This is a genomic window from Pseudomonas sp. DL (assembly GCF_047199225.1).
Classification (GTDB): Bacteria; Pseudomonadota; Gammaproteobacteria; order Pseudomonadales; family Pseudomonadaceae; genus Pseudomonas; species Pseudomonas aeruginosa.
This window is the reverse complement of record NZ_CP178323.1, coordinates 1,387,929-1,408,365: the sequence shown is the minus strand read 5'-3', so window position 1 is coordinate 1,408,365 and position 20,437 is coordinate 1,387,929. Positions and strand designations below refer to the sequence as shown.

Below are 20,437 nucleotides of genomic sequence, written 5' to 3'. Positions count from 1 at the left end.
AGCCTTGCCAACGCCATGAATACCGCACTCGACAACCTCCAACCCTACCCCTTCGAGAAGCTCCGCGCCCTGCTCGGCGGCGCCCGGCCGCCCGCGACGCTGAAGCCGATCGCACTGTCCATCGGCGAGCCCAAGCACCGCTCGCCGAGCTTCGTCGCCGAAACCCTGGCGGAGAACCTGGACCAACTCGCGGTCTACCCGACCACCCTCGGCCTGCCAGCCCTGCGCGAAGCCATCGCGCGCTGGTGCGAGCGGCGCTTCTCGGTGCCGGCCGGCTGGCTGGATGCGGCGCGCCACGTACTGCCGGTGAACGGTACCCGCGAGGCGCTGTTCGCCTTCACCCAGACCGTGGTCCGCCGCAGCGAGCCCGGCGAGGCGCCCGGCCTGGTGGTCAGCCCGAACCCGTTCTACCAGATCTACGAAGGCGCGGCGCTGCTCGCCGGAGCCGTGCCGCACTACCTGCCCTGCCGCGAGGAAAACGGCTTCAACCCCGACTTCGACGCGGTCGACGAGGCGACCTGGCAGCGCTGCCAGATTCTCTTCCTCTGCTCGCCAGGCAACCCCACCGGGGCCCTGGTACCGCTGGAGACCCTGAAGAAGCTGATCGCCCTGGCCGACCGCTACGACTTCGTGATCGCCGCCGACGAGTGCTACAGCGAACTCTACTTCGACGAAAACGCCCCGCCGCCCGGCCTGCTCAACGCTTGCGCCGAGCTGGGCCGCACGGATTTCAGCCGCTGCGTGGTGTTCCACAGCCTGTCCAAGCGCTCCAACCTGCCCGGCCTGCGCTCGGGCTTCGTCGCCGGCGACGCGGAGATCCTGAAGAAATTCCTCCTCTACCGCACCTACCACGGCTGCGCCATGCCGGTGCAGACCCAGTTGGCGAGCATCGCCGCCTGGAACGACGAGGTCCATGTGCGCGCCAACCGCAGCCTCTACCGCGAGAAATTCGACGCCGTGCTGGCGATCCTCGACGGCGTGCTCGACGTACAGCGCCCGGACGGCAGTTTCTACCTGTGGGCACGTACCCCGGTGGACGACACCGTATTCACCCGCGAACTGTTCGAGCAGCAGCACGTGACGGTGGTGCCGGGTTCCTACCTGTCGCGCGAGGTGGACGGCGAGAACCCCGGCGCCAACCGCGTGCGCATGGCCCTGGTGGCATCACTGGCCGAGTGCGTCGAAGCCGCCGAGCGCATCCGCGACTACCTGCGGGCGCGCTGAAGCCTGCGCGGAGAAACGAAAAGGGATCGCCGCGGCGATCCCTTTTCGTTCACACCCAGCGGGCGAAGCGATTGGTCAGCCAGCTTTCCTGCTGGTCCAGCTCGCGCAGGATGTCGCCCAGGGTCTCGTCGTCGATCTCGTTGTTACGCCGCTGCCGGTACAGTTCCAGGCGCTGCGCGCGCAACGCCTTCAGGCGCAAGGCCTTGTCGGCGATCTCCAGGGCTTGGGCCTGGTCGCGGGCCTCATCGGTGGTCGGTGCGGTATCCAGCGACTGGCGGTATTCGGCCATGATCTGCGCACGCGCCTCGGCGACCCGCGAAGTATTCGCCGCATCGTTGCCTTCCACCTGCGGCAGTTCCTCGCTCTCCAGGGCCCGGATCGCCGCCTCCGCGGTCTTGCGCCAGGCCTCGCGCCGCTCGCGCTCGTGGGCGCCATTGTTGCTCGCCGGCAGCCCGCGCAGCAGCAGCGGCAGGCCGATGGTCGCGCCGATCAGGGAAATCAGGATCACGCTGGTGGCGATGAAGATGATCAGGTCGCGCTGCGGGAAGGCGCTGCCATCCATCAGGCTCATCGGTACCGACAGCACCGCCGCCAGGGTCACCGCACCACGCACGCCGCTCAATGCACTGAGGGCGGAGAGACGGCGCAGGGAGATGCCGCTCAGCCCGGGCGGGCTTTTGCCGCGCCAGCGATCGATGCGCAGCGACAGCTTCCAGTAGCCATAGACCCAGCCGTAGCGGATCAGCATCAGCACGGCGGTGATCGCCGCCACGTAGGCCAGCAGCAGCGAGGAACGCCAGAGCAGGTCGCCGTGGTGGTTGGCCACCGACTTCATGATGTCCGGCAACTGCAGGCCGAGCAGCAGGAACACCACGCCGTTGAAGGCGAACTCCAGCATCGACCAGACGCTGCGGTTGAGCAGGCGCGTGGAAGTCTGCCGCGGCAGCAGGTCGACCCAGCTCTGCATCATGCCGGCCGCCACCGCCGAGAGAATCCCGGAGACGCCCAGGTGTTCCGCCACCATGTAGGAGGCGAACGGCAGCAACAGCATCAGTACCACGTGGGTCGCCGGGTCGTCCCAGCCACGGGAGATCATCCAGGCGCGGATGCGGCCCAGCGACCAGCTGAGGAACACCCCGATGGCCAGGCCGCCGACCGCGACCAGGAGGAAGTTGAGGCTGGCGTCCACCAGCGAGAACACGCCGGTCATCGCCGCGGCGATGGCGAACTTGAATGCCACCAGGCCAGAGGCATCGTTCATCAGCGCCTCGCCCTCCAGCAGGTGCATCAGGCGCTTGGGCAGCCGCCCCTGGGTGATCGCCGAGACCGCCAGGGCGTCCGTGGGCGACAGCACGGCGGCGAGGGCGAAGGAAGCCGCCAGGGGAATTTCCGGGATCAGCAGATGGATGAAATAGCCGGCGCCGACCACGGTGAAGAACACCAGGCCGAACGCCATCATCAGGATCGGCCAGCGCATCCGCCAGACTTCCCGCTTGGGAATACGCCAGCCATCGACGAACAGCAGCGGCGGAATGAACAGGAAGAGGAACAGCTCCGGGTCGAGGGCAATGTGCAGCCCGAGGGACGGCAAGGCCAGCAGGGCCCCGGCGGCGATCTGGATCAGCGGTAGCGGCAAGGGCAGCAACTGGGCAGCCAGGCGGGTGGCGCCGACGACCAGCAGCAGGGTCAGAACGGTGTACACGGTTTGCATGAGGGCGGGGATCTCCGGCTTCGTCCCTGGACGATGCGACTGCGCCGATTGCACCATCGCGATCGGTAGGCAGCTATCCGACATTCGCACAATCCGTACGGTCTTTCCTAGCCCCGCCGCTCTACCCCGCGCGTCCGCCCCCTCCGCGGCGACGACCGGGGCGCCCGGCCAAGGTTCCCGCACTAGTACATCCGAGCTATTTCATAGCGGTGCGAGACGCTCCTACACTCCCCTTCAGTCCAGGCCCGCCGTAGCGTCGGCCAGGACGACGCCCCGAAGGAGTACGGGGTGCAGCGCCCACTCAGACAAAGGAATGCCGCCATGACAAGCAAGGGACTTACTTCCGCACTGCTGCTCGCCTCGATGTTCGCCGCCACCTCCGGCTGCCTCCAGCAGAACGCACTGACCCAGGGCTACCGCACCACCCAGCCCGGGCAACCCGGCCAGGCCCAGGTCGCCTCCGCCAACACCCCTTGCACCCCCAGCGCCACCAATGACCTGATCGCTACCGGTCGCAGCCTGCTGGACATCACCACCAACCTGATCAAGACCCGCAACCAGATGAGCGACGGCGGCAGCATCCTGCGCGACGTCGACGACGTGCAGAAGGTCGGCAAGGGCCATGCCGTGCTGGACAGCGTCGAGAGCATGACCGGCGGTCCGCAGCAGCCCTGCGGCTAAGCGCACCACGACGATTCATCCCGGACAGCGAGCCCCCGCACGCTGTTCTCCCCCTGAGCCTCGCCTACCCGGCGGGGCTTTTTTTGTCCTGCGCCAAACAGCCGCCGCCCCGCATCAAGGAACTCGCCCATCACCCGGCCATGCAGACCAGGCCGCTTCGAGTCCCGTTCGTCACCTGTGCAAGGCGTCTGGAACGCGGCTATTGTCCGACGATCGAAGTGATGGCAATGTAGAATTACACCTTTGGATGTAGTCGTTTCGGGTAGGTCGCGAGATGGAACGAGCTTTTTCCCCTACCGCGGAATCGCGGAGCAGCGGCCCATGAGGCGCGCCGAGATGCTGTTGCTGAAGAGCCTGGCGGAAACACTGATGGCCGACCGGGACAACCGCCACGACGACTTGCAGGCGACCATGCGGCTGGCGCACCTGAGTTCGCCGGAGATGATCCTGTACATGGTCAACCGGGTGCTCGAGCTCGAAGAGAGCATCGAGCGGATCGCCGCGGTTCTCCAGAAACTCTCTGCGGACGAGCCGATGCCCCTAGAGGAAACGCCGCCCGAACCAGCCTTCGAACCGGCCCTGCAGTCCCGCGCCACCGAGACCGCGGAAACCTAGCGGCGGGCAGGCCGCTACACCAGCACCTGGCGAGTGCTGGCGATCAGCGCATGCACCTGTCGCTCCACCTGCTCCGCCACCGGCACTTCGGGCCCCCGCCCCTCCGGGCAGGGCAGGTTCGGCGTGGTGCCGAACAGCCGGCAGATCAGCGGACGTTCCTCATAGGCCTCGCAGCCGTTCGGTCCGAGATGGACGCAGTTCCACTCGGCCAGGGCGGCGTCGTGTTCGGCCTCGCTCTTCAGCGGCAGGCGGGCCATCTCTTCCGACGAGGCGGTAACCGGCCCGCAGCAATCGTGGCAGCCGGGCTTGCAGGCGAAGCCCGGTATCTGCAGGCGTAATTGGTCTATCTGGCGACCGATGCAACTCATGGGAAATCTCCTCGGCGGGGGAAGGATTGTACAGCGCGGACCGGAGCATTCCGAAAGTACCGGTAAGGATGCTCTCCAGCGAGCCGAATCGACCTGTTCAACCTGCGCTCTCTCCGTTCCCGGCCAGGGAAACAGCCCGGCTCCCTGTCCGCCCGCCCGTCCACGGCTATCTGCCGTCACGCCGCTCCCGAGCGCGGTAGCCCCGAGACCGCACAGGGGCGGAACGACGTGGCATAATCCAGCGATCACCTTTCGGCGACCTATCGGCAGGGCCCGGGAAGACCCGGGCCTCGGGAGAAGCAATGACCTACGTTCTCTACGGCATCAAAGCCTGCGACACCATGAAGAAGGCTCGGACCTGGCTCGACGAGCACAAGGTCGCCTACGACTTCCACGACTACAAGGCCGTCGGCATCGACCGCGAACACCTGCGGCGCTGGTGCGCGGAGCACGGCTGGCAAACCGTCCTCAACCGCGCCGGCACCACCTTCCGCAAGCTCGACGAAGCGCAGAAGGCCGATCTCGACGAAGCCAAGGCGATCGAGCTGATGCTGGCCCAGCCGTCGATGATCAAGCGCCCGGTGCTGGAACTGGGCGGCAGGACGCTGGTCGGCTTCAAGCCCGACGCCTACGCCGTCGCCCTGGCCTGAGCGGGAGGCCGCATGAGTGTCGCCTGGGCCCTGTTCGTACCCGCCTGCTTCGCCCTCAACCTGGCGCCGGGGCCGAACAACCTGCTGTCGCTGAACAACGCCGCCCGGCACGGTTTCGCCACCGCCTCGCTGGCCGGCGGCGGGCGCCTGCTGGCATTCGCCGGCATGCTCGCCCTGGCCGCCTCCGGGCTGGCGCTGGTGCTGCACACCTCGGCCTGGCTGTTCCTGGCGATCAAGGTGCTCGGCGCTGCCTACCTGTTGTGGCTTGCGGTGCAATTGTGGCGGACCGATGCGCAGCCACTGGCGAACGAAGCCAGCCCGGCGCGTCCCAGCCTCTGGCGCCTGGGGCGCCAGGAGTTCCTGGTGGCGGCGGGCAACCCGAAGGCCATCCTGATCTTCACCGCCTTCCTGCCGCAGTTCGTCGATCCCGGCCAACCGCTGGGCGCCCAGTTCGCCCAGCTCGGAGCGGCATTCCTGCTGCTCGAATGGCTGGCCATCGCTCTTTATTCCTATGCCGGGCTCCACCTCGGCCGGCTGCTCGCCGGCCAGCGGGCCCGGCGTCTGTTCAACCGCGGTTGCGCCGCGCTGCTCGGCAGCGCGGGACTGGGCCTGCTGCTCAGCCGCCGTCCGGCCTGACCGTTCCACTCCGTTTCGAGGAAACCCACATGTCGCAATCCCTGTTCAGCCTGGCCTTCGGCGTCGGCACCCAGAACCGCCAGGAAGCCTGGCTGGAAGTGTTCTACGCGCTGCCGCTGCTCAAGCCTTCGAGCGAAATCGTCGCCGCCGTCGCACCGATCCTTGGCTACGCAGCCGGCAACCAGGCGCTGACCTTCACTTCGCAGCAGGCCTACCAGTTGGCCGACGCCCTGAAGGGTATCGACGCCGCTCAGTCGGCCCTGCTCTCGCGCCTGGCGGAAAGCCAGAAGCCGCTGGTCGCCACCCTGTTGGCGGAAGACGCCGCGCCGTCCTCCACCCCGGAGGCCTACCTCAAGCTGCACCTGCTCTCCCACCGCCTGGTCAAGCCGCACGCTGTGAACCTGAGCGGCATCTTCCCGCTCCTGCCGAACGTGGCCTGGACCAACATCGGCGCGGTGGACCTGGCCGAACTGGCCGAACTGCAACTGGAAGCGCGACTGAAGGGCAAGCTGCTGGAAGTCTTCTCCGTCGACAAGTTCCCGAAGATGACCGACTACGTGGTCCCGGCCGGCGTACGCATCGCCGACACCGCCCGCGTGCGCCTGGGCGCCTACATCGGTGAAGGCACCACGGTGATGCACGAAGGTTTCGTCAACTTCAACGCCGGCACCGAAGGCCCGGGCATGATCGAAGGCCGCGTATCCGCCGGCGTGTTCGTCGGCAAGGGGTCGGACCTGGGCGGCGGCTGCTCGACCATGGGCACCCTTTCCGGTGGCGGCAACATCGTCATCAGCGTCGGCGAAGGCTGCCTGATCGGCGCCAACGCCGGCATCGGCATCCCGCTGGGCGATCGCAACATCGTCGAGGCCGGCCTGTACATCACCGCCGGCACCAAGGTCGCCCTGCTCGACGAGCAGAACGCCCTGGTGAAAGTGGTCAAGGCCCGCGACCTGGCCGGTCAGCCCGACCTGCTGTTCCGCCGCAACTCGCAGAACGGTGCGGTGGAGTGCAAGACCAACAAGACCGCCATCGAGCTGAACGAAGCGCTGCACGCGCACAACTGAGCCCAGCTCGCCTCCCCGCTCGCCCGACGGTGCTCGCCAGCGCCGCCGGGTGCGCTACCCTTTCCCCTGTAACCGTCCTCGCACAGTGTCCGCCATGTCCCTGCCGTCTCCCTGGCGCGCCGACTTTCCGGCCTTTTCCGCCTTCGCCGCGGAAGGCCTGACCTACCTCGACAGCGCCGCCACCGCCCAGAAGCCACAGGCCGTACTCGACGCCCTGAACGGCTACTACCTCGGCGGCGCCGCCAACGTCCACCGCGCCCAACATGTCCCCGGCGAGCGCGCCACCCGGGCCTTCGAGGCCGCGCGCAGCCGCGTCGCCCACTGGCTGCACGCCGGCAACCCGGCCGAGGTACTGTTCACCCGCGGCACCACAGAGGCGATCAACCTGGTGGCCTATGGCCTGGAGCGGCATTTCCGGCCTGGCGATGAACTGCTGGTCAGTGCCCTGGAACACCATGCCAACCTGCTTCCCTGGCAGCAGTTGGCCCTGCGCCGCGGCCTGGTCCTGCGCGTGTTGCCGCTGGACGAGCGCGGGGTGATCGACCTGGAGCAGGCCCGCCATATCATCGGCGAGCGTACCCGCCTGCTGGCGATCAGCCAGTTGTCCAACGTTCTCGGCACCTGGCAACCGGTGGTGGAGTTGATCCAGCTGGCCCGCGAGCGCGGTGCCTGGACCCTGGTCGACGGCGCCCAGGGCAGCGTCCACGGACGCCACGACCTGCCGGGCCTGGGCTGCGACTTCTACGCATTCTCCGGCCACAAGCTCTACGGCCCCGACGGCATCGGCGTGCTCTGGGGTCGCCCACAGGCCCTGGAGCAACTGGCGCACTGGCAGTTCGGCGGCGAGATGGTACGCCACACCGGCTTCCACGAAGCCAGCTTCCATGCCGCTCCGCTCGGCTTCGAGGCGGGCACCCCGGCGGTTTCCGCGGCGATCGGCCTAGGCGCGACCATCGACTGGCTGGCCACCCTGGACGAAGCCGAAGTCGCCGCCCACGAAGGCGCCCTCCACGCCCGCCTGCTCGCCGGCCTGCTGGCGCGCGACGGCGTCAGCCTGCTCGGCGAACCGCAGGCGGCGCTGGCCAGCTTCTGCGTCGACGGCGTGCACGTCGCCGATCTCGCCCACCTGCTCGGCGAACAGGGCATCGCGGTGCGCGCCGGCCACCATTGCGCGATGCCGCTGCTGCAACGCCTCGAGGTACCCGGCGCCCTGCGTGTCTCGCTGGGCTTGTACAACGATGCCGACGACCTGGAGCGCTTCTTCCTGGCCCTCGACCGCTCACTGGAGTTGCTGCGATGAACCCGGTTCTCCCCGAACAGGCCCAGGAGGCACTGGACGCCTTCGGTCACACCGCCAGTTGGGAACAGCGTGCGCGTCTGCTGCTGCAATGGGGCGAGCGCCTGGCGCCGCTCACGGAACACGAACGCCAGGAAGAGCATCGCGTGCACGGTTGCGAAAGCCTGGTCTGGCTGCTCGGCGAGCAGCGCGACGGCCACTGGCGCTTCCGTGCCGACAGCGACGCGCGCCTGATCCGCGGCCTGCTGGCGGTGCTGCTGGCACGGGTCGACGGCATCGAGACCCGCGAACTGGCGCGCCTGGACCTCAACGACTGGTTCACCTGCCTGGGTCTTTCCCGCCAACTGTCGCCCTCGCGCAGCAACGGCCTGAACGCCGTGCTGCAACGCATGCGCGAACTGGCCGGCCAGACCGCCGGCTGAGCCCGCTCAGCGCGCCAGCAGCTCCGGCAGGTGCCGGGCCAGGGCGCGGTAGCGGTCCTCTTCGATCCGATAGGCCCAGTCAGGATGGGCGGCGACCTCGCCCTCGGCGAAGCCCTCGACGCTCTTCGGCAACAACCAGTATTGCTCGCCCTGGCGCCGAATCTCGCCATCCAGGCGCGCGCCGGAAAACGTCCGCAGGCTGAACGCCAGGAGCAATGGCGCCTGCCTGAATCCCACCTGCGCCAGCGGCGCTACATCGGCGAAACGCAGGTCGGCGAACAGCGTCGCCGCGCCGTTGGCCGCTGCCTCATAGGCCAGCTTGCGCCCTGTGGGCAATTGCCGAACCTGCAGGTTCGGCTGCCCGGCGTCGTCGCGATAGAGATCCAGGCGTTCGCCCTTCGGATAGCGCAGTTGCAGTTCGCGCACCCGGGCGAAGGGCAGCGTGGCGATCCGCCGGTCGAGCCACTCCAGTTCGTTGTTCGGCAACGGCAGGCGCTTGTCGATCAGCCAGGCCTGCGAGTCGCCCAATCGTCGTACGAAGCTACCGCCATGCTGCGCATCCTTGCCCACCAGCAGCACCAGAGGCTCGCCGGACTGCCAATGCAGGCTCAGGCGTAGCGCCTGCCCCTCGCCACGCTCCGCCAGGCCAAGCAGCGCGTGGTTCTTCGGGTTGGCGCTCTTCGCCTCGACCTTGCGCGCCTCTGCCAACGCCTCGAGCAGCGCCGACAAGCGTAGCCGGTCGGCCGGATAGTCGGCCTTGGCCGGCAGGACCCACGCGCCCGCACGCCGCTCGACCCGGATATCCGGCGAACCGTCGGCAAACTGCATGTGCAGGCCACTCAGCGTCGCGCTGTCCAGTTCCGGCAGCCAGCGCTCTGCCGCCGGCAAGGCAGGTACCTCGGCTGCGCGCTCGCGCTGCAGCCAGGCGAAGGTTCCGGCCAGCGCCGCCACCAGCGCCAGCAGGACGATCAGCGTATTGCGCCGCATGCGTCAATGCCCTCCCCGGGCCATGCGCCGGCGCCGCCAGAGCCAGCCGAGCAGCACGCCGACCGTGAGCAACGAGGGAACCAGGGCGATATTGACCAGCTTCAGGGTGCGGCCCAGTGCGTCGATATCGGCGTTCAACTGGTACTGCACCTCGCGCAGCTCCTTGCGGATGCGCAGCTTCTCCTGCATGTACTGGCGCACCGTGGCCTGCTGATCGGGCGTCAGTTCGACGGCCTTCTCCGGGTCGGCACCCTGCTGGAGGGCGGCGAGTTGCTGCTCGGTATCGGCGAGGCGCTGCTTGAGCTGCTCCTCCTTCTGCCGGAAGCTCGTCTCGGCCTCGCGCTGCAGGCGCTCGACCACCACGAACGGCCGGCTGAACCGGCCGCGGGAGCGCACGCTGATCAGCGCGTCGGTGCCCGACAGGTTGTCCAGCGCGTTGACCACCAGTGCGCCGTTGTCGGCCCAGGGCTGCGGCACGCGCTGGCCGAAGAAGTCCTGCACCTGGACCCACATGCGATCGCTGAGCAGGTCGGTATCGGCCACGACGATGACATTGATGTTGCGCGCCTCCTTCAGGCCTTCCCGATGCCCCTCAATGCCCTCCGCGAAGGCACTCTTCGCCGGCCCCTGGATACGGGCGGCGAGAGTATGCCGTCGGCCGCTCGGGCGCAGCTCGCGCATCAGATCGCCGGGGTCGCGCAGCAGGCCGAAGCGCGAGGCGTCGAATGGCATCGCCTGGGTCGAGCTTTGCAGCAAAGGGGTGAAGCTGGTGCTCGCTCCGGGGAGCCTTTCGAGGATACCGGGCGTCGCCAGGGTCAGGCTTTCCAGGCCGGCAGTGGCGATGTCGTCCTGGTCCAGCGCCTCGCGCGGCAAGCTGAGCCAGGCCGGATGCCGGGCCGGACGCTGGTCCCGGCCAAGACTGATGGACATCGCATAGGCGCCGTCGCCGAGCACCTTGCCCGGCAGCAGCCGCAGCCCCCAGGCCTCGAACAGCGGCGCGAGGTCGGACGACTTGTCGCCATCCAGCGTAGCGGCGAAATCGCTGCCGCTGTCGGCCTCGCTGAAGGGGTCGACGAACGCCAGCAGCTTGCCCCCGCGCAGGACGAACTGGTCGATGGCGTATAGCGTCTGCTCGGGTAACTGCTTGGGATGCACCAGCAGCAGCACCGAGACCTCCGGCGGGATTTCCGTGGCATCGCTCTTGAGGCTGCGCAGGTCGAATTGCTGGCGGATTTCCTCCATGACCATCCACGGCGAGGTCGGCTGCCGGCTGGCCATGTCGAAGCCGCCATTGAGCGGCAGCGACGACATCAGGCCGACCACCGGCCGCTGCGGCTGGGCCAGGGTCTGCACCAGGCGACTGATGTCGTATTCGAGGAACTCCTCCTGATCGAGCGGGAAGAAGGGTATGACCTGGACTCCGTCCAGGGCGTTGCTGCCGGCCAGGCCGAAGTACAGGTTGTCGCCGCCCTGCTGCAGGGGAATTCCTTGCAGGCCGAACTCGGCGGCCTTGTCCTCGTTCTCGGAGAACGGCTCGGGATCGATCACCTGCAGGCGAATCCTGCCATTCGCCTCGCGCTCGTAGGCGCGCAGCAGTTCCTCGACGCGCCTGGCGTAGTTGCGCAGCGGCACCAGTTCCCGGGCACCGCTATCCGAATAGAAGAAGTACAGGTTGATCGGCTCGTCGAGGCCGGCCAGGATCCGCTTGGTGCCGGGGCTGATGGTGTAGAGCTTCTGCTCGGTCAGGTCGAGCCGCGCGCCGCTGAACAGCAGGCCGGAGACCATGTTGAAGGCCAGGAACGCCAGCGCGATCAGCAACAGCCCGGCGCCAGAGGACAACACGCGTTTCATCGACTCCCCCTCATTCGGCTTTCTTCAGCTCGACCGCCACCGCCGTGGCGGCCAGCCAGGCGACGATCAGGCTGACGAAATACAGCAGGTCGCGCAGGTCGATGACGCCCTTGCTGACGGCATCGAAGCGGGTCAGCAGGCTCAGCGAGGCCACCGCATCGAGCAACCACTGCGGCGCCCACTGGCTGAACGCATCGAGCACCAGCGGAACGCCGCTGAGCATGAACAGGAAGCAGGCGGCCACGGCGAGGATGAAAGCGATCACCTGGTTCTTCGCCAGGGCCGACATGCACGAACCGATGGCCAGGTAGCCGCCGGCCAGCAGCCAACTGCCCAGGTAGCCGGCGAGAATCGCACCGTTGTCCGGCTCGCCCAGGTAGTTCACCGTGAGCACCATGGGGAAGGTCAGCAGCAGCGCGATTCCGGCGAACGCCCAGGCGGCCAGGAACTTGCCGGCCACGGCTTCGAAGCGGGTCAGCGGCAGGGTCATCAGCAGCTCGATCGAGCCGGACTTGCGCTCCTCCGCCCAAAGGCGCATGGCCAGCGCGGGAACCAGGAACAGGTAGAGCCAGGGATGGAAGGCGAAGAAGGAGGCCAGGTCGGCCTGGTTGCGTTCGTAGAAGTTGCCCAGGTAGAAGGTGAACACACCCGCCAGGACCAGGAAGATCACGATGAACACATAGGCCAGCGGCGTGGCGAAATAACTCGCCAGCTCGCGCTTGAAGATCACCGGCAGTTGCTTCATGCCTCCGTCCCCCGGGTCAGGTTGCGGAATACCTCGTCGAGCCGGCCGCGCTCCACGTCCAGTTCGCGGATCCGCCAGCCGCGCTCGGCGACCAGCCCGCTGACCTGGGGGAAGATCACCGCGCCCGGCTGCGCCAGGACGGTCAGGCTGCCTTCGGCGGGGTTCTCCTCGATGCCCGCCACGCCCGGCAGCACCGCCAGCGCCACGGCATCCAGGGGCTCGTCGCTGTAGAGCGTCACCGCCTGGTGGTAGCGCGAGCGGCTGGCCAGCTCCAGCGGCGTGCTGTCCGCCAGCAGCCGCCCGCCGCCGATCACCAGGGCGCGGCTGCACAGCGCCGAGACTTCCTCGAGGATATGGGTGGAGATGATCACGATGCGCTCCTGCGCGAGGCCGCGGATCAGTTCGCGGACCTGGTGCTTCTGGTTCGGATCGAGCCCGTCGGTGGGCTCGTCGAGCACCAGCGCCCGCGGTTCGTGGAGGATCGCCTGGGCCAGGCCGACACGCCGGCGGAAGCCCTTGGAGAGGGTTTCGATGGTCTGCCGGCGCACCTCGTCCAGTTCCAGCAGCCCCAGTGCCCGGGCGACCCGCTCGCGCTTGCCGGCACCACGGTAGCCACGGATCTCGGCGATGAAATCGAGGAAGCCCTGCACGGTCATTTCCGCGTAGCAGGGCGAACCTTCCGGGAGGTAGCCGATCAGCCGCTGCGCCTGCAGCGTGCGGTTGCGGATGTCGAAGCCGAAGATGCTCGCGGTGCCGGCGCTGGGCGCCAGGAAGCCGGTGAGCATCTTCATGGTGGTGGACTTGCCGGCGCCGTTCGGACCGAGGAAGCCCAGTACCTCCCCCGTCTCCACCTGGAAGGACAGGTCGTCCACCGCCACCCGCGAGCCGAAGCGTTTGCCGAGGTTTCTTGTTTCGATCATGGTCCCCTACCTGTTCCGGCGGCCGCCGCCATGTCCGGCCAGGGCCGCGAAAAACGCGCAGGGACTATAGCCGAAGCGCCCCGCCGCCTGGCAATACGGGGCATCGGGAGAACCTTGGCAAAACGTGACAGAACCCGAACGCCTGCCGAAGGTTCTACATTCGCAACCTGTTCGCCGCCGTTCGCCGTAGGACGCGTTGCGTTCTTTTGCGGCCCTCCGGGGATTGCGGCAAACTAGCCGCGCCCGTCACGCCGGGTCCCGATCAACTGCCAGTAGACACCGTATGCCCCGCTACCCTTTCCGCCGCTTTGGTTTTGGCGCCCTGCGCCGCCTGCTGTACCTCTGGGTACGCTCGGAAACCATCAACCAATCGGCCTTCACCCTGAAGATCGACCGCAGCAAGCCGGTGCTCTACGTGCTGCAACAGCCTTCGGTCAGCGATCTCGCGGTAGTGGATACCGAATGCCGCAAGGCCGGGCTGCCGCGTCCGGTGATGCCGGTAGCGGTAGGCGACGCCATCGAGCCGGCGGCGTTCTTCTACCTGACGCCCGAACCCGACTGGCTCGGCCGCCAGGATAAGCGCGGCGCCTCGCCGACCCTGGTGCGCATGCTCGCCGCGGTCGGCCAGAACGGTCTCGACGACGCGCAGATCATTCCGGTCAGCGTGTTCTGGGGACAATCGCCGGACAGCGAATCGAGCCCCTGGAAGCTGCTGTTCGCCGACAACTGGGCGGTCACCGGGCGCCTGCGCAAGCTGGCGCGTATCCTGATCCTCGGACGCAAGACCCGCGTGCAGTTCTCCGCGCCGATCCACCTGCGCGAGCTGGTGGAACAGGGCAAGGGCCACGAACGCACGCTGCGCATGGTCAACCGTATCCTCCGGGTGCACTTCCGCAACCTGAAGACCGCGGTGATCGGTCCCGACCTGTCGCACCGCCGCAACCTGGTCAAAGGCCTGCTGCGCGCGCCGCTGGTACGCCAGGCGATCAGCGAGGAATGCGAGAGCGAACGGATATCCCAGGAAAAGGCCGAAGGCATCGCACTGCGCTACGCCAATGAAATCGCCTCGGACTTCTCCTATCCGGTGATCCGCTTCCTCGAAGTCATCCTCAGTTGGTTCTGGAACAAGCTGTACGAAGGTGTCAAGGTCAACCACATCGAGCGGGTGCAGGACGTGGCCCAGGGCAACGAGATCGTCTACGTGCCCTGCCACCGCAGCCACATCGACTACCTGCTGCTCTCCTACCTGCTGTTCCGCAACGGCCTGACCCCGCCGCACATCGCCGCCGGGATCAACCTGAACATGCCGGTGATCGGCTCGATCCTGCGCCGCGGCGGGGCCTTCTTCATGCGCCGCAGCTTCAAGGGCAACCAGCTCTACACTGCGGTGTTCAACGAGTACCTGCACACCCTGTTCTCCCGCGGCTTCTCCACCGAGTACTTCGTCGAGGGCGGCCGTTCGCGCACCGGGCGCATGCTCCACCCACGCACCGGCATGCTCGCCATCACCCTGCGCAGCTTCCTCCGTGACTCGCGCCGGCCGATCGTCTTCGTGCCGGTCTACATCGGCTACGAGCGCGTGCTGGAAGGCCGCACCTACCTCGGCGAACTGCGCGGCGCGACCAAGAAGAAGGAGTCGATATTCGACCTGTTCAAGGTGGTCGGCGCCCTGAAGCAGCGTTTTGGCCAGGTCTGGGTGAACTTCGGCGAGCCGATCCATCTCGACCAGTTCCTCGACCGCCACCAGCCCGACTGGCAGGACCAGGACCTCGGCCCGGAATACCGCCCCGACTGGCTGCCGCAGACCACCAACCTGCTGGCCAAGGACGTCGCCCGCCACCTCAACGACGCGGCGGCGATCAACCCGGTCAACCTGGTCGCCCTGGCGCTGCTCTCCACCAGCCGCCAGGCCCTCGACGAAAGCGCCCTGGCGCGAATCCTCGACCTCTACCTGGCGTTGCTGCGCAAGGTGCCCTACTCGCCCAGCGCGACCCTGCCGGACGGCGACGGCCAGGCCCTGATCGAATACGTGAAGAGCATGAACCTGCTGGCCGAGCAGAAGGACGCGCTGGGCCGCATCCTCTATCTCGACGAACAGAACGCGGTGCTGGCGACCTACTACCGCAACAACGTCCTCCACGTCTTCGCCCTGCCGGCGCTGATCGCCAGCTTCTTCCAGAGCAACTCGCGGATCAGCCGCGAACAGTTGCTGCGCTTCGCCCGCGCGCTCTATCCCTACCTGCAGGCGGAACTGTTCATCCGCTGGAGCCTGGACGAACTCGACGCGGTGATCGACCAGTGGCTGGCGGCCCTGGTGGAACAGGACCTGCTGCGCCAGGAGAACGACACCTTCATCCGCCCGGCGCCAAGCTCGCGGCAATACGTGCTGCTGATCCTCCTCGCTCGTTCGGTAACCCAGACCCTGCAGCGCTTCTACATGGCCATCGCCCTGCTGCTCAACGCCGGGCAGAACGCCCTGACCGCCGAGGAACTGGAGAACCTCTGCACCGTGATGGCCCAACGCCTGTCGATCCTGCATGGCCTGAACGCCCCGGAGTTCTTCGACAAGAGCCTGTTCCGCCACTTCATCCAGACCCTTCTCGACCTGCGCGTGCTGCGCAAGGACGAGGCCGGCAAGCTGAGCTACCACGAACTGCTCGGCGAACTGGCCGAAGGCGCCGCCAAGCGCGTGCTGCCGGCGGAGATCCGTCTGTCGATCCGCCAGGTGGCGCTGGAGCGCCCCGCCGAGGAAGCCGCCGCCGAAAGCAACGACGCGGCCGCCAACTGAAGCCCGGCGCCCGCCCCGCGAGGGACGGGCGTCGCTCCGCTGAAATATCCTGCGACCTTTCCCTGTTCCGGCCCGGCAACCTATGCTGGTTTCCCGGGTCAGAGGCCCGCTCGTTTTTTTGTTCCGTCTGAAAGGAGGCTCCCATGAAAAAACTGCCATTGCTGCTCGCCGCCAGCATTCTCGCCGGCTGCGGTACCCAGCAATCGACTTCGAACGCCAGCTTCGATGGTGAGGTCTTCTACCGCGAGCGTATCGCCCTGCCGCCCTCGGCGCGCCTGAGCGTGAGCCTGGAAGACGTGTCCCTGGCCGACGCCCCCTCGGTGCAGTTGGCCAGCCAGACCCGCGAGATCACCAGCCAGGTGCCGCTGGCGTTCCACCTGGAGTACGACCCGAAGCAGGTCAAGCCGGGCCACAGCTATGCGGTGAGCGCGCGCATCGAGCTGAACGGCCAGTTGCTGTTCATCAACACCACCCGCCACTCGGTGAAACTCGACGGCAGCGACCCGCAGCCCTATCGCGTGCAGGTCGAATCGGCGCGCTGAAGCACACCGCGGCATGCCGCCGGTGCGAACCGGCGGTTCCCTCCAGTACACTCCACCTCCTATTCGCTACCGGTTGCCGATCCACCTCACGACGAGCGGCCGGATACCCCGTACGTTCCACATCAAGGACGCTGTCATGTTCCGACTCACTGCCCTCTGCGCCGGCCTGCTGCTCTCGGCCAACGCCCTCGCCCTGTCCCTCGCCGACCTGTCGCAGAACGACGCCTCCAGCGGCCTGAAGGACGCCCTGACCCAGGGCGCGCAGATCGCCGTCCGCCAGCTTGGCCAGCCGGGCGGCTTCAACAACAACCCGGACGTGCGCATCGAACTGCCCGGCAAGCTGGGCAAGGCGGCGAAGCTGATGAAGCAGTTCGGCATGGGCGCCCAGGTCGACCAGCTCGAGGCGAGCATGAACCGCGCCGCCGAGGCTGCCGTGCCGCAGGCCCAGGGCCTGCTGGTGGAGGCGGTGAAGAAGATGACCGTGGCCGACGCCAAGGGCATCCTCAAGGGCGGTGACGACGCCGCCACCGAATACCTGGACAAGTCCAGCCGCGAACAGCTGCGCGCGAAGTTCCTGCCGATCGTCAAGCAGGCCACCGACGAGGTCGGCCTGGTCAAGCAGTACAACGCCTTCGCCAGCCAGGCGGCGACCCTTGGGGTGGTCGATGCGAAGAGCGCCAACGTCGAGGGCTATGTCACCGAGCAGGCCCTCGACGGGCTCTTCGAGATGATCGCCAGGCAGGAGAAGAGCATCCGCCAGAACCCGGCGGCTGCCGCCACCGGCCTGGCCAAGAAGGTCTTCGGCGCGGCCAGGTGAGCCGACGGACGGGGCGCGATCGCCCCGTCCCCTTCTCCCGTCAGGCCCGCGCCTCGTCCTTCTTCACGCGGAACCAGGCGGCATAGAGCGCCGGCAGGAACAGCAGGGTGAGCACGGTGGCGACGATCAGCCCGCCCATGATCGCCACCGCCATCGGCCCGAAGAACACGCTGCGCGACAGCGGGATCATCGCCAGCACCGCCGCCAGCGCGGTCAGCACGATGGGCCGGAAACGCCGCACGGTAGCCTCGATGATGGCGTGCCAGCGATCCAGTCCATGGCTGATGTCCTGTTCGATCTGGTCCACCAGGATCACCGAGTTGCGCATGATCATGCCGGCCAGGGCGATGGTCCCGAGCATCGCCACGAAGCCGAACGGCTGGCGGAACAGCAGCAGGAACAGGGTCACGCCGATCAGGCCCAGCGGTGCGGTGAGGAATACCATCGCCATCCGCGAGAAGCTGCGCAACTGCACCATCAGCAGGCTCAACACCACCACGATGAACAGCGGCACGCCGGCGTTCACCGAACTCTGGCCCTTCGCCGCGTCCTCCACCGTGCCGCCCACCTCCAGCAGGTAGCCGTCCGGCAGCTCGGCGCGGATCGGTTCCAGGGTCGGGGCGATCTGCGCGACCAGGGTCGCCGGCAGCGAATCGTCGTAGATATCGGCGCGCACGGTGACCGTCGGCAGGCGGTTGCGGTGCCAGATGATGCCCTCTTCGAAGCCGTATTCGAGCGTAGCGATCTGCGACAGCGCCACGCTCCGGCCATTCTCGGTCGGCACCGCCAGGCTCGGCAGCAACGACAGGTCGCGACGCTCCTGCTCGGTGCCGCGCAGGAGGATCTCGATCAGCTCGTTGTCTTCGCGGAAGAAGCTCACGTGCGAGCCGGTCAGCGCGCTCTGCAGGAACTGCGACAGGCTGGCGGTGCTCACCCCCAGGGCACGGGCGCGCTCCTGGTCGATGCTCAGGTACACCACCTTGCTCGGCTCTTCCCAATCCAGGTGCACATTCACCACGTGCGGGTTCTCGCGCATCTTGTCGGCGACCTTGCGTGCCAGTTCGCGAACCTGCGGGATGTCCTCGCCGGAAACCCGGAACTGCACCGGATAGCCCACCGGCGGCCCGTTTTCCAGGCGACTGATGCGGCTGCGCAGGTGCGGGAAGTCCTCGTTCATCCGCTCGATCAGCCACTTGCGCAGCGCCTCGCGGCTCTCCAGGTCCTTGGCCAGCACCACCACCTGGGCGAAGCTGGCCGCCGGCAATTGCTGGTCCAGCGGCAGGTAGAAGCGGGGCGAGCCGGTGCCGACGTAGGCCACGTAGTTGTCGATGCCGTCATGGCCCTGCAGCATTTTTTCCAGGCGCTGGACTTCCTCGCCGGTAGAGCGCAGTGAGGCGCCCTCCGCCAGCTTGATGTCCAGCAGCAGCTCCAGGCGCGCCGAGGGCGGGAAGAACTGCTGCGGCACCAGGCGGAACAGCAGCAGCGCGCCGACGAAGGCGGCGAGGGTCAGGACGATCACCGTCTTGCGGTAGCGCACGCACCACTCCACCAGACGCCGGAAGCGCTGGTAGAAGGCCGTAGCATAGGGATCGTAGCCATCGGCGCTGCCGCCGTGCTTCTGCGCGTGCAACCTGGCCAGGTCCGGCAGCAGCTTGGCCCCCAGGTAGGGAACGAAGACCACCGCGGCGAACCAGGAGACCACCAGGGCGATGGTCACCACCTGGAACAGCGAGCGGGTGTATTCGCCGGTGCCGGACTGCGCGGTGGCGATCGGCAGGAAGCCGGCGGCGGTGATCAGGGTGCCGGTGAGCATCGGGAAGGCGGTACTGGTCCAGGCGAAGGCGGCCGCCTTGAGACGGTCGTAGCCCTGCTCCATCTTCACCGCCATCATCTCCACCGCGATGATCGCGTCGTCCACCAGCAATCCCAGCGCCAGCACCAGGGCGCCGAGGGAGATCTTGTGCAGGCCGATGCCGAAGTAATGCATGGCGGCGAAGGTCATCGCCAGCACCAGCGGGATCGACAGCGCCACCACCAGGCCGGTGCGCAGGCCGAGGGAGAAGAAGCTCACCAGCAGGACGATCACCAGCGCCTCGGCCAGCACCCGGATGAACTCGCCGACCCCGGTACGTACCGCCGCCGGCTGGTCGGACACCTTGCGCAGTTCCAGTCCGGCCGGCAGCGACTGCTGCAGGCGGGCGAACTCGGTTTCCAGGGCCTTGCCCAGCACCAGGATGTCGCCGCCCGGCTTCATCGCTACCGCCAGGCCGATGGCGTCCTCGCCCATGAAGCGCATGCGCGGCGCCGGCGGATCGTTGAAGCCGCGGCGAACCTCGGCCACGTCGCCGATGCGGAAGGTGCGGTCGCCGACGCGGATGGGGAAGTCGCGGATCTCCTCCACCGAATCGAAACGCCCGGAAACGCGCAACTGCACGCGGTCGCTGGCGGTCTCGAAGAACCCGGAGGAGGCCACCGCGTTCTGTTCCTCCAGCGCCTTCTGTACCGCCGCCAGGGGCAGGCCGAGGGTGGCCAGCTTGGTGTTGGACAGGTCGATCCAGATCTTCTCGTCCTGCAGGCCGATCAGCTCGACCTTGCCGACGTTCCTGATCCGCTGCAATTGCAGTTGCAGGCGGTCGGCATAGTCCTTCATCACCGCGTAGTCGAAGCCCTTGCCGGTGAGCGCATAGATGTTGCCGTAGGTGGTGCCGAACTCGTCGTTGAAGAACGGGCCCTGGATGCTTTGCGGCAAGGTGGCGCGAATGTCGCTGATCTTCTTGCGGATCTGGTACCAGAGTTCGGGGATCTCGCTGGAATGGATGTCCTCGCGGGCCATGAAGGTCACCTGCGAGACGCCGGGGCGGGAGAAGGACACGATGCGATCGTAGTCGCCGGTTTCCATCAGCTTCTTCTCGATACGCTCGGTGACCTGCCGGGCCACCTCTTCGGCGCTGGCGCCCGGCCAGTTGGTCTGCACCACCATGGCCTTGAAGGTGAACGGCGGGTCTTCGCTCTGCCCCAGCTTGCTGTAGGACAGCGCGCCGACCGCGCCAAGCAGGATCATCAGGTACAGGACGATCTGGCGATTCTGCAACGCCCAGGCGGAAAGGTTGAAGGACATG

Annotated in this window: 18 protein-coding genes; 11 read left to right on the top strand and 7 right to left on the bottom strand. The window is 67.4% G+C overall.

The annotated features are described in order from the left end of the window. The first annotated feature begins 15 nt into the window (after window positions 1-15). On the top strand, window positions 16-1,224 hold the full coding sequence (gene dapC, locus ACI766_RS06610; protein WP_016263171.1) for a succinyldiaminopimelate transaminase: 1,209 nt from the start codon (window positions 16-18) through the stop codon (window positions 1,222-1,224). Between the two features lie 49 nt (window positions 1,225-1,273). Here the strand turns inward: dapC and ACI766_RS06605 are convergent, their stop codons facing one another. Next, window positions 1,274-3,019: a Na+/H+ antiporter gene (locus ACI766_RS06605; RefSeq protein WP_003109341.1), complete on the bottom strand. Its 1,746-nt coding sequence runs from the start codon at window positions 3,017-3,019 to the stop codon at window positions 1,274-1,276. Between the two features lie 237 nt (window positions 3,020-3,256). Between ACI766_RS06605 and ACI766_RS06600 the strand changes: the two genes are divergently transcribed. Together ACI766_RS06600 and ACI766_RS06595 are read left to right on the top strand one after the other, a co-directional pair. Continuing rightward, window positions 3,257-3,616: a hypothetical protein gene (locus ACI766_RS06600; protein WP_016263170.1), complete on the top strand. Its 360-nt coding sequence runs from the start codon at window positions 3,257-3,259 to the stop codon at window positions 3,614-3,616. 321 nt (window positions 3,617-3,937) lie between these two features. Continuing rightward, entirely contained in the window at window positions 3,938-4,231 is a 294-nt protein-coding gene (locus tag ACI766_RS06595) for a hypothetical protein (protein ID WP_003098613.1), read from the top strand. Between the two features lie 14 nt (window positions 4,232-4,245). Here ACI766_RS06595 and ACI766_RS06590 read toward each other — a convergent pair whose 3' ends face one another. Continuing rightward, complete coding sequence (locus tag ACI766_RS06590; protein WP_003092421.1) at window positions 4,246-4,599, bottom strand: YkgJ family cysteine cluster protein; 354 nt, start codon at window positions 4,597-4,599, stop codon at window positions 4,246-4,248. A 302-nt stretch (window positions 4,600-4,901) separates the two neighbouring features. Here ACI766_RS06590 and ACI766_RS06585 point away from each other — a divergent pair, with 302 nt between their 5' ends. The 5 genes from ACI766_RS06585 (at window position 4,902) to ACI766_RS06565 (ending at window position 8,668) form a co-directional block, all read left to right on the top strand. After that, entirely contained in the window at window positions 4,902-5,249 is a 348-nt protein-coding gene (locus tag ACI766_RS06585) for an ArsC family reductase (protein WP_087823911.1), read from the top strand. Between the two features lie 12 nt (window positions 5,250-5,261). Further along, window positions 5,262-5,885 carry a LysE family translocator gene (locus ACI766_RS06580; protein WP_004345492.1) on the top strand — a complete coding sequence of 208 codons (624 nt, stop codon included), beginning with the start codon at window positions 5,262-5,264 and terminating at the stop codon, window positions 5,883-5,885. A 29-nt stretch (window positions 5,886-5,914) separates the two neighbouring features. Then, entirely contained in the window at window positions 5,915-6,949 is a 1,035-nt protein-coding gene (dapD, locus tag ACI766_RS06575) for a 2,3,4,5-tetrahydropyridine-2,6-dicarboxylate N-succinyltransferase (protein ID WP_003092431.1), read from the top strand. A 94-nt stretch (window positions 6,950-7,043) separates the two neighbouring features. Further along, window positions 7,044-8,249 (top strand): cysteine desulfurase, encoded by a 1,206-nt coding sequence (locus ACI766_RS06570; RefSeq protein ID WP_003098634.1) that lies wholly within the window; start codon window positions 7,044-7,046, stop codon window positions 8,247-8,249. Beyond that, window positions 8,246-8,668 carry a SufE family protein gene (locus ACI766_RS06565; RefSeq protein ID WP_010793364.1) on the top strand — a complete coding sequence of 141 codons (423 nt, stop codon included), beginning with the start codon at window positions 8,246-8,248 and terminating at the stop codon, window positions 8,666-8,668. The genes ACI766_RS06570 and ACI766_RS06565 overlap by 4 nt, the downstream gene beginning before the upstream one ends. Before the next feature lie 6 nt (window positions 8,669-8,674). Here ACI766_RS06565 and ACI766_RS06560 read toward each other — a convergent pair whose 3' ends face one another. From ACI766_RS06560 to ACI766_RS06545, 4 genes are read right to left on the bottom strand one after another with little or no spacing between them, the layout of a single operon-like run. Then, on the bottom strand, window positions 8,675-9,655 hold the full coding sequence (locus ACI766_RS06560; protein WP_023119460.1) for a DUF4340 domain-containing protein: 981 nt from the start codon (window positions 9,653-9,655) through the stop codon (window positions 8,675-8,677). A gap of 3 nt (window positions 9,656-9,658) precedes the next feature. After that, entirely contained in the window at window positions 9,659-11,506 is a 1,848-nt protein-coding gene (locus ACI766_RS06555) for a GldG family protein (RefSeq protein WP_023087098.1), read from the bottom strand. 10 nt (window positions 11,507-11,516) lie between these two features. Next, window positions 11,517-12,251, bottom strand: coding sequence for an ABC transporter permease (locus ACI766_RS06550; RefSeq protein WP_023087097.1), 735 nt, complete (start codon window positions 12,249-12,251; stop codon window positions 11,517-11,519). Continuing rightward, the gene (locus ACI766_RS06545; protein WP_003122138.1) at window positions 12,248-13,171 is read right to left on the bottom strand and encodes an ABC transporter ATP-binding protein; all 924 of its coding nucleotides are present in this window, start codon (window positions 13,169-13,171) and stop codon (window positions 12,248-12,250) included. The genes ACI766_RS06550 and ACI766_RS06545 overlap by 4 nt, the downstream gene beginning before the upstream one ends. A 283-nt stretch (window positions 13,172-13,454) precedes the next feature. Between ACI766_RS06545 and plsB the strand changes: the two genes are divergently transcribed. The 3 genes from plsB to ACI766_RS06530 all read left to right on the top strand — a co-directional run bounded on the left by plsB (window position 13,455) and on the right by ACI766_RS06530 (window position 17,318). Continuing rightward, complete coding sequence (plsB, locus tag ACI766_RS06540; protein ID WP_003113856.1) at window positions 13,455-15,959, top strand: glycerol-3-phosphate 1-O-acyltransferase PlsB; 2,505 nt, start codon at window positions 13,455-13,457, stop codon at window positions 15,957-15,959. Window positions 15,960-16,102: 143 nt separating this feature from the next. Then, a complete protein-coding gene (locus ACI766_RS06535; protein WP_003098642.1) occupies window positions 16,103-16,501 on the top strand; it encodes a YbaY family lipoprotein in 399 nt (132 codons plus the stop codon). A gap of 136 nt (window positions 16,502-16,637) precedes the next feature. Further along, window positions 16,638-17,318, top strand: coding sequence for a DUF4197 domain-containing protein (locus ACI766_RS06530; protein WP_003098644.1), 681 nt, complete (start codon window positions 16,638-16,640; stop codon window positions 17,316-17,318). Window positions 17,319-17,358: 40 nt separating this feature from the next. Here ACI766_RS06530 and mexK read toward each other — a convergent pair whose 3' ends face one another. Continuing rightward, a complete protein-coding gene (gene mexK / locus ACI766_RS06525; protein ID WP_003117477.1) occupies window positions 17,359-20,436 on the bottom strand; it encodes a multidrug efflux RND transporter permease subunit MexK in 3,078 nt (1,025 codons plus the stop codon). Window position 20,437: the final 1 nt, after the last annotated feature.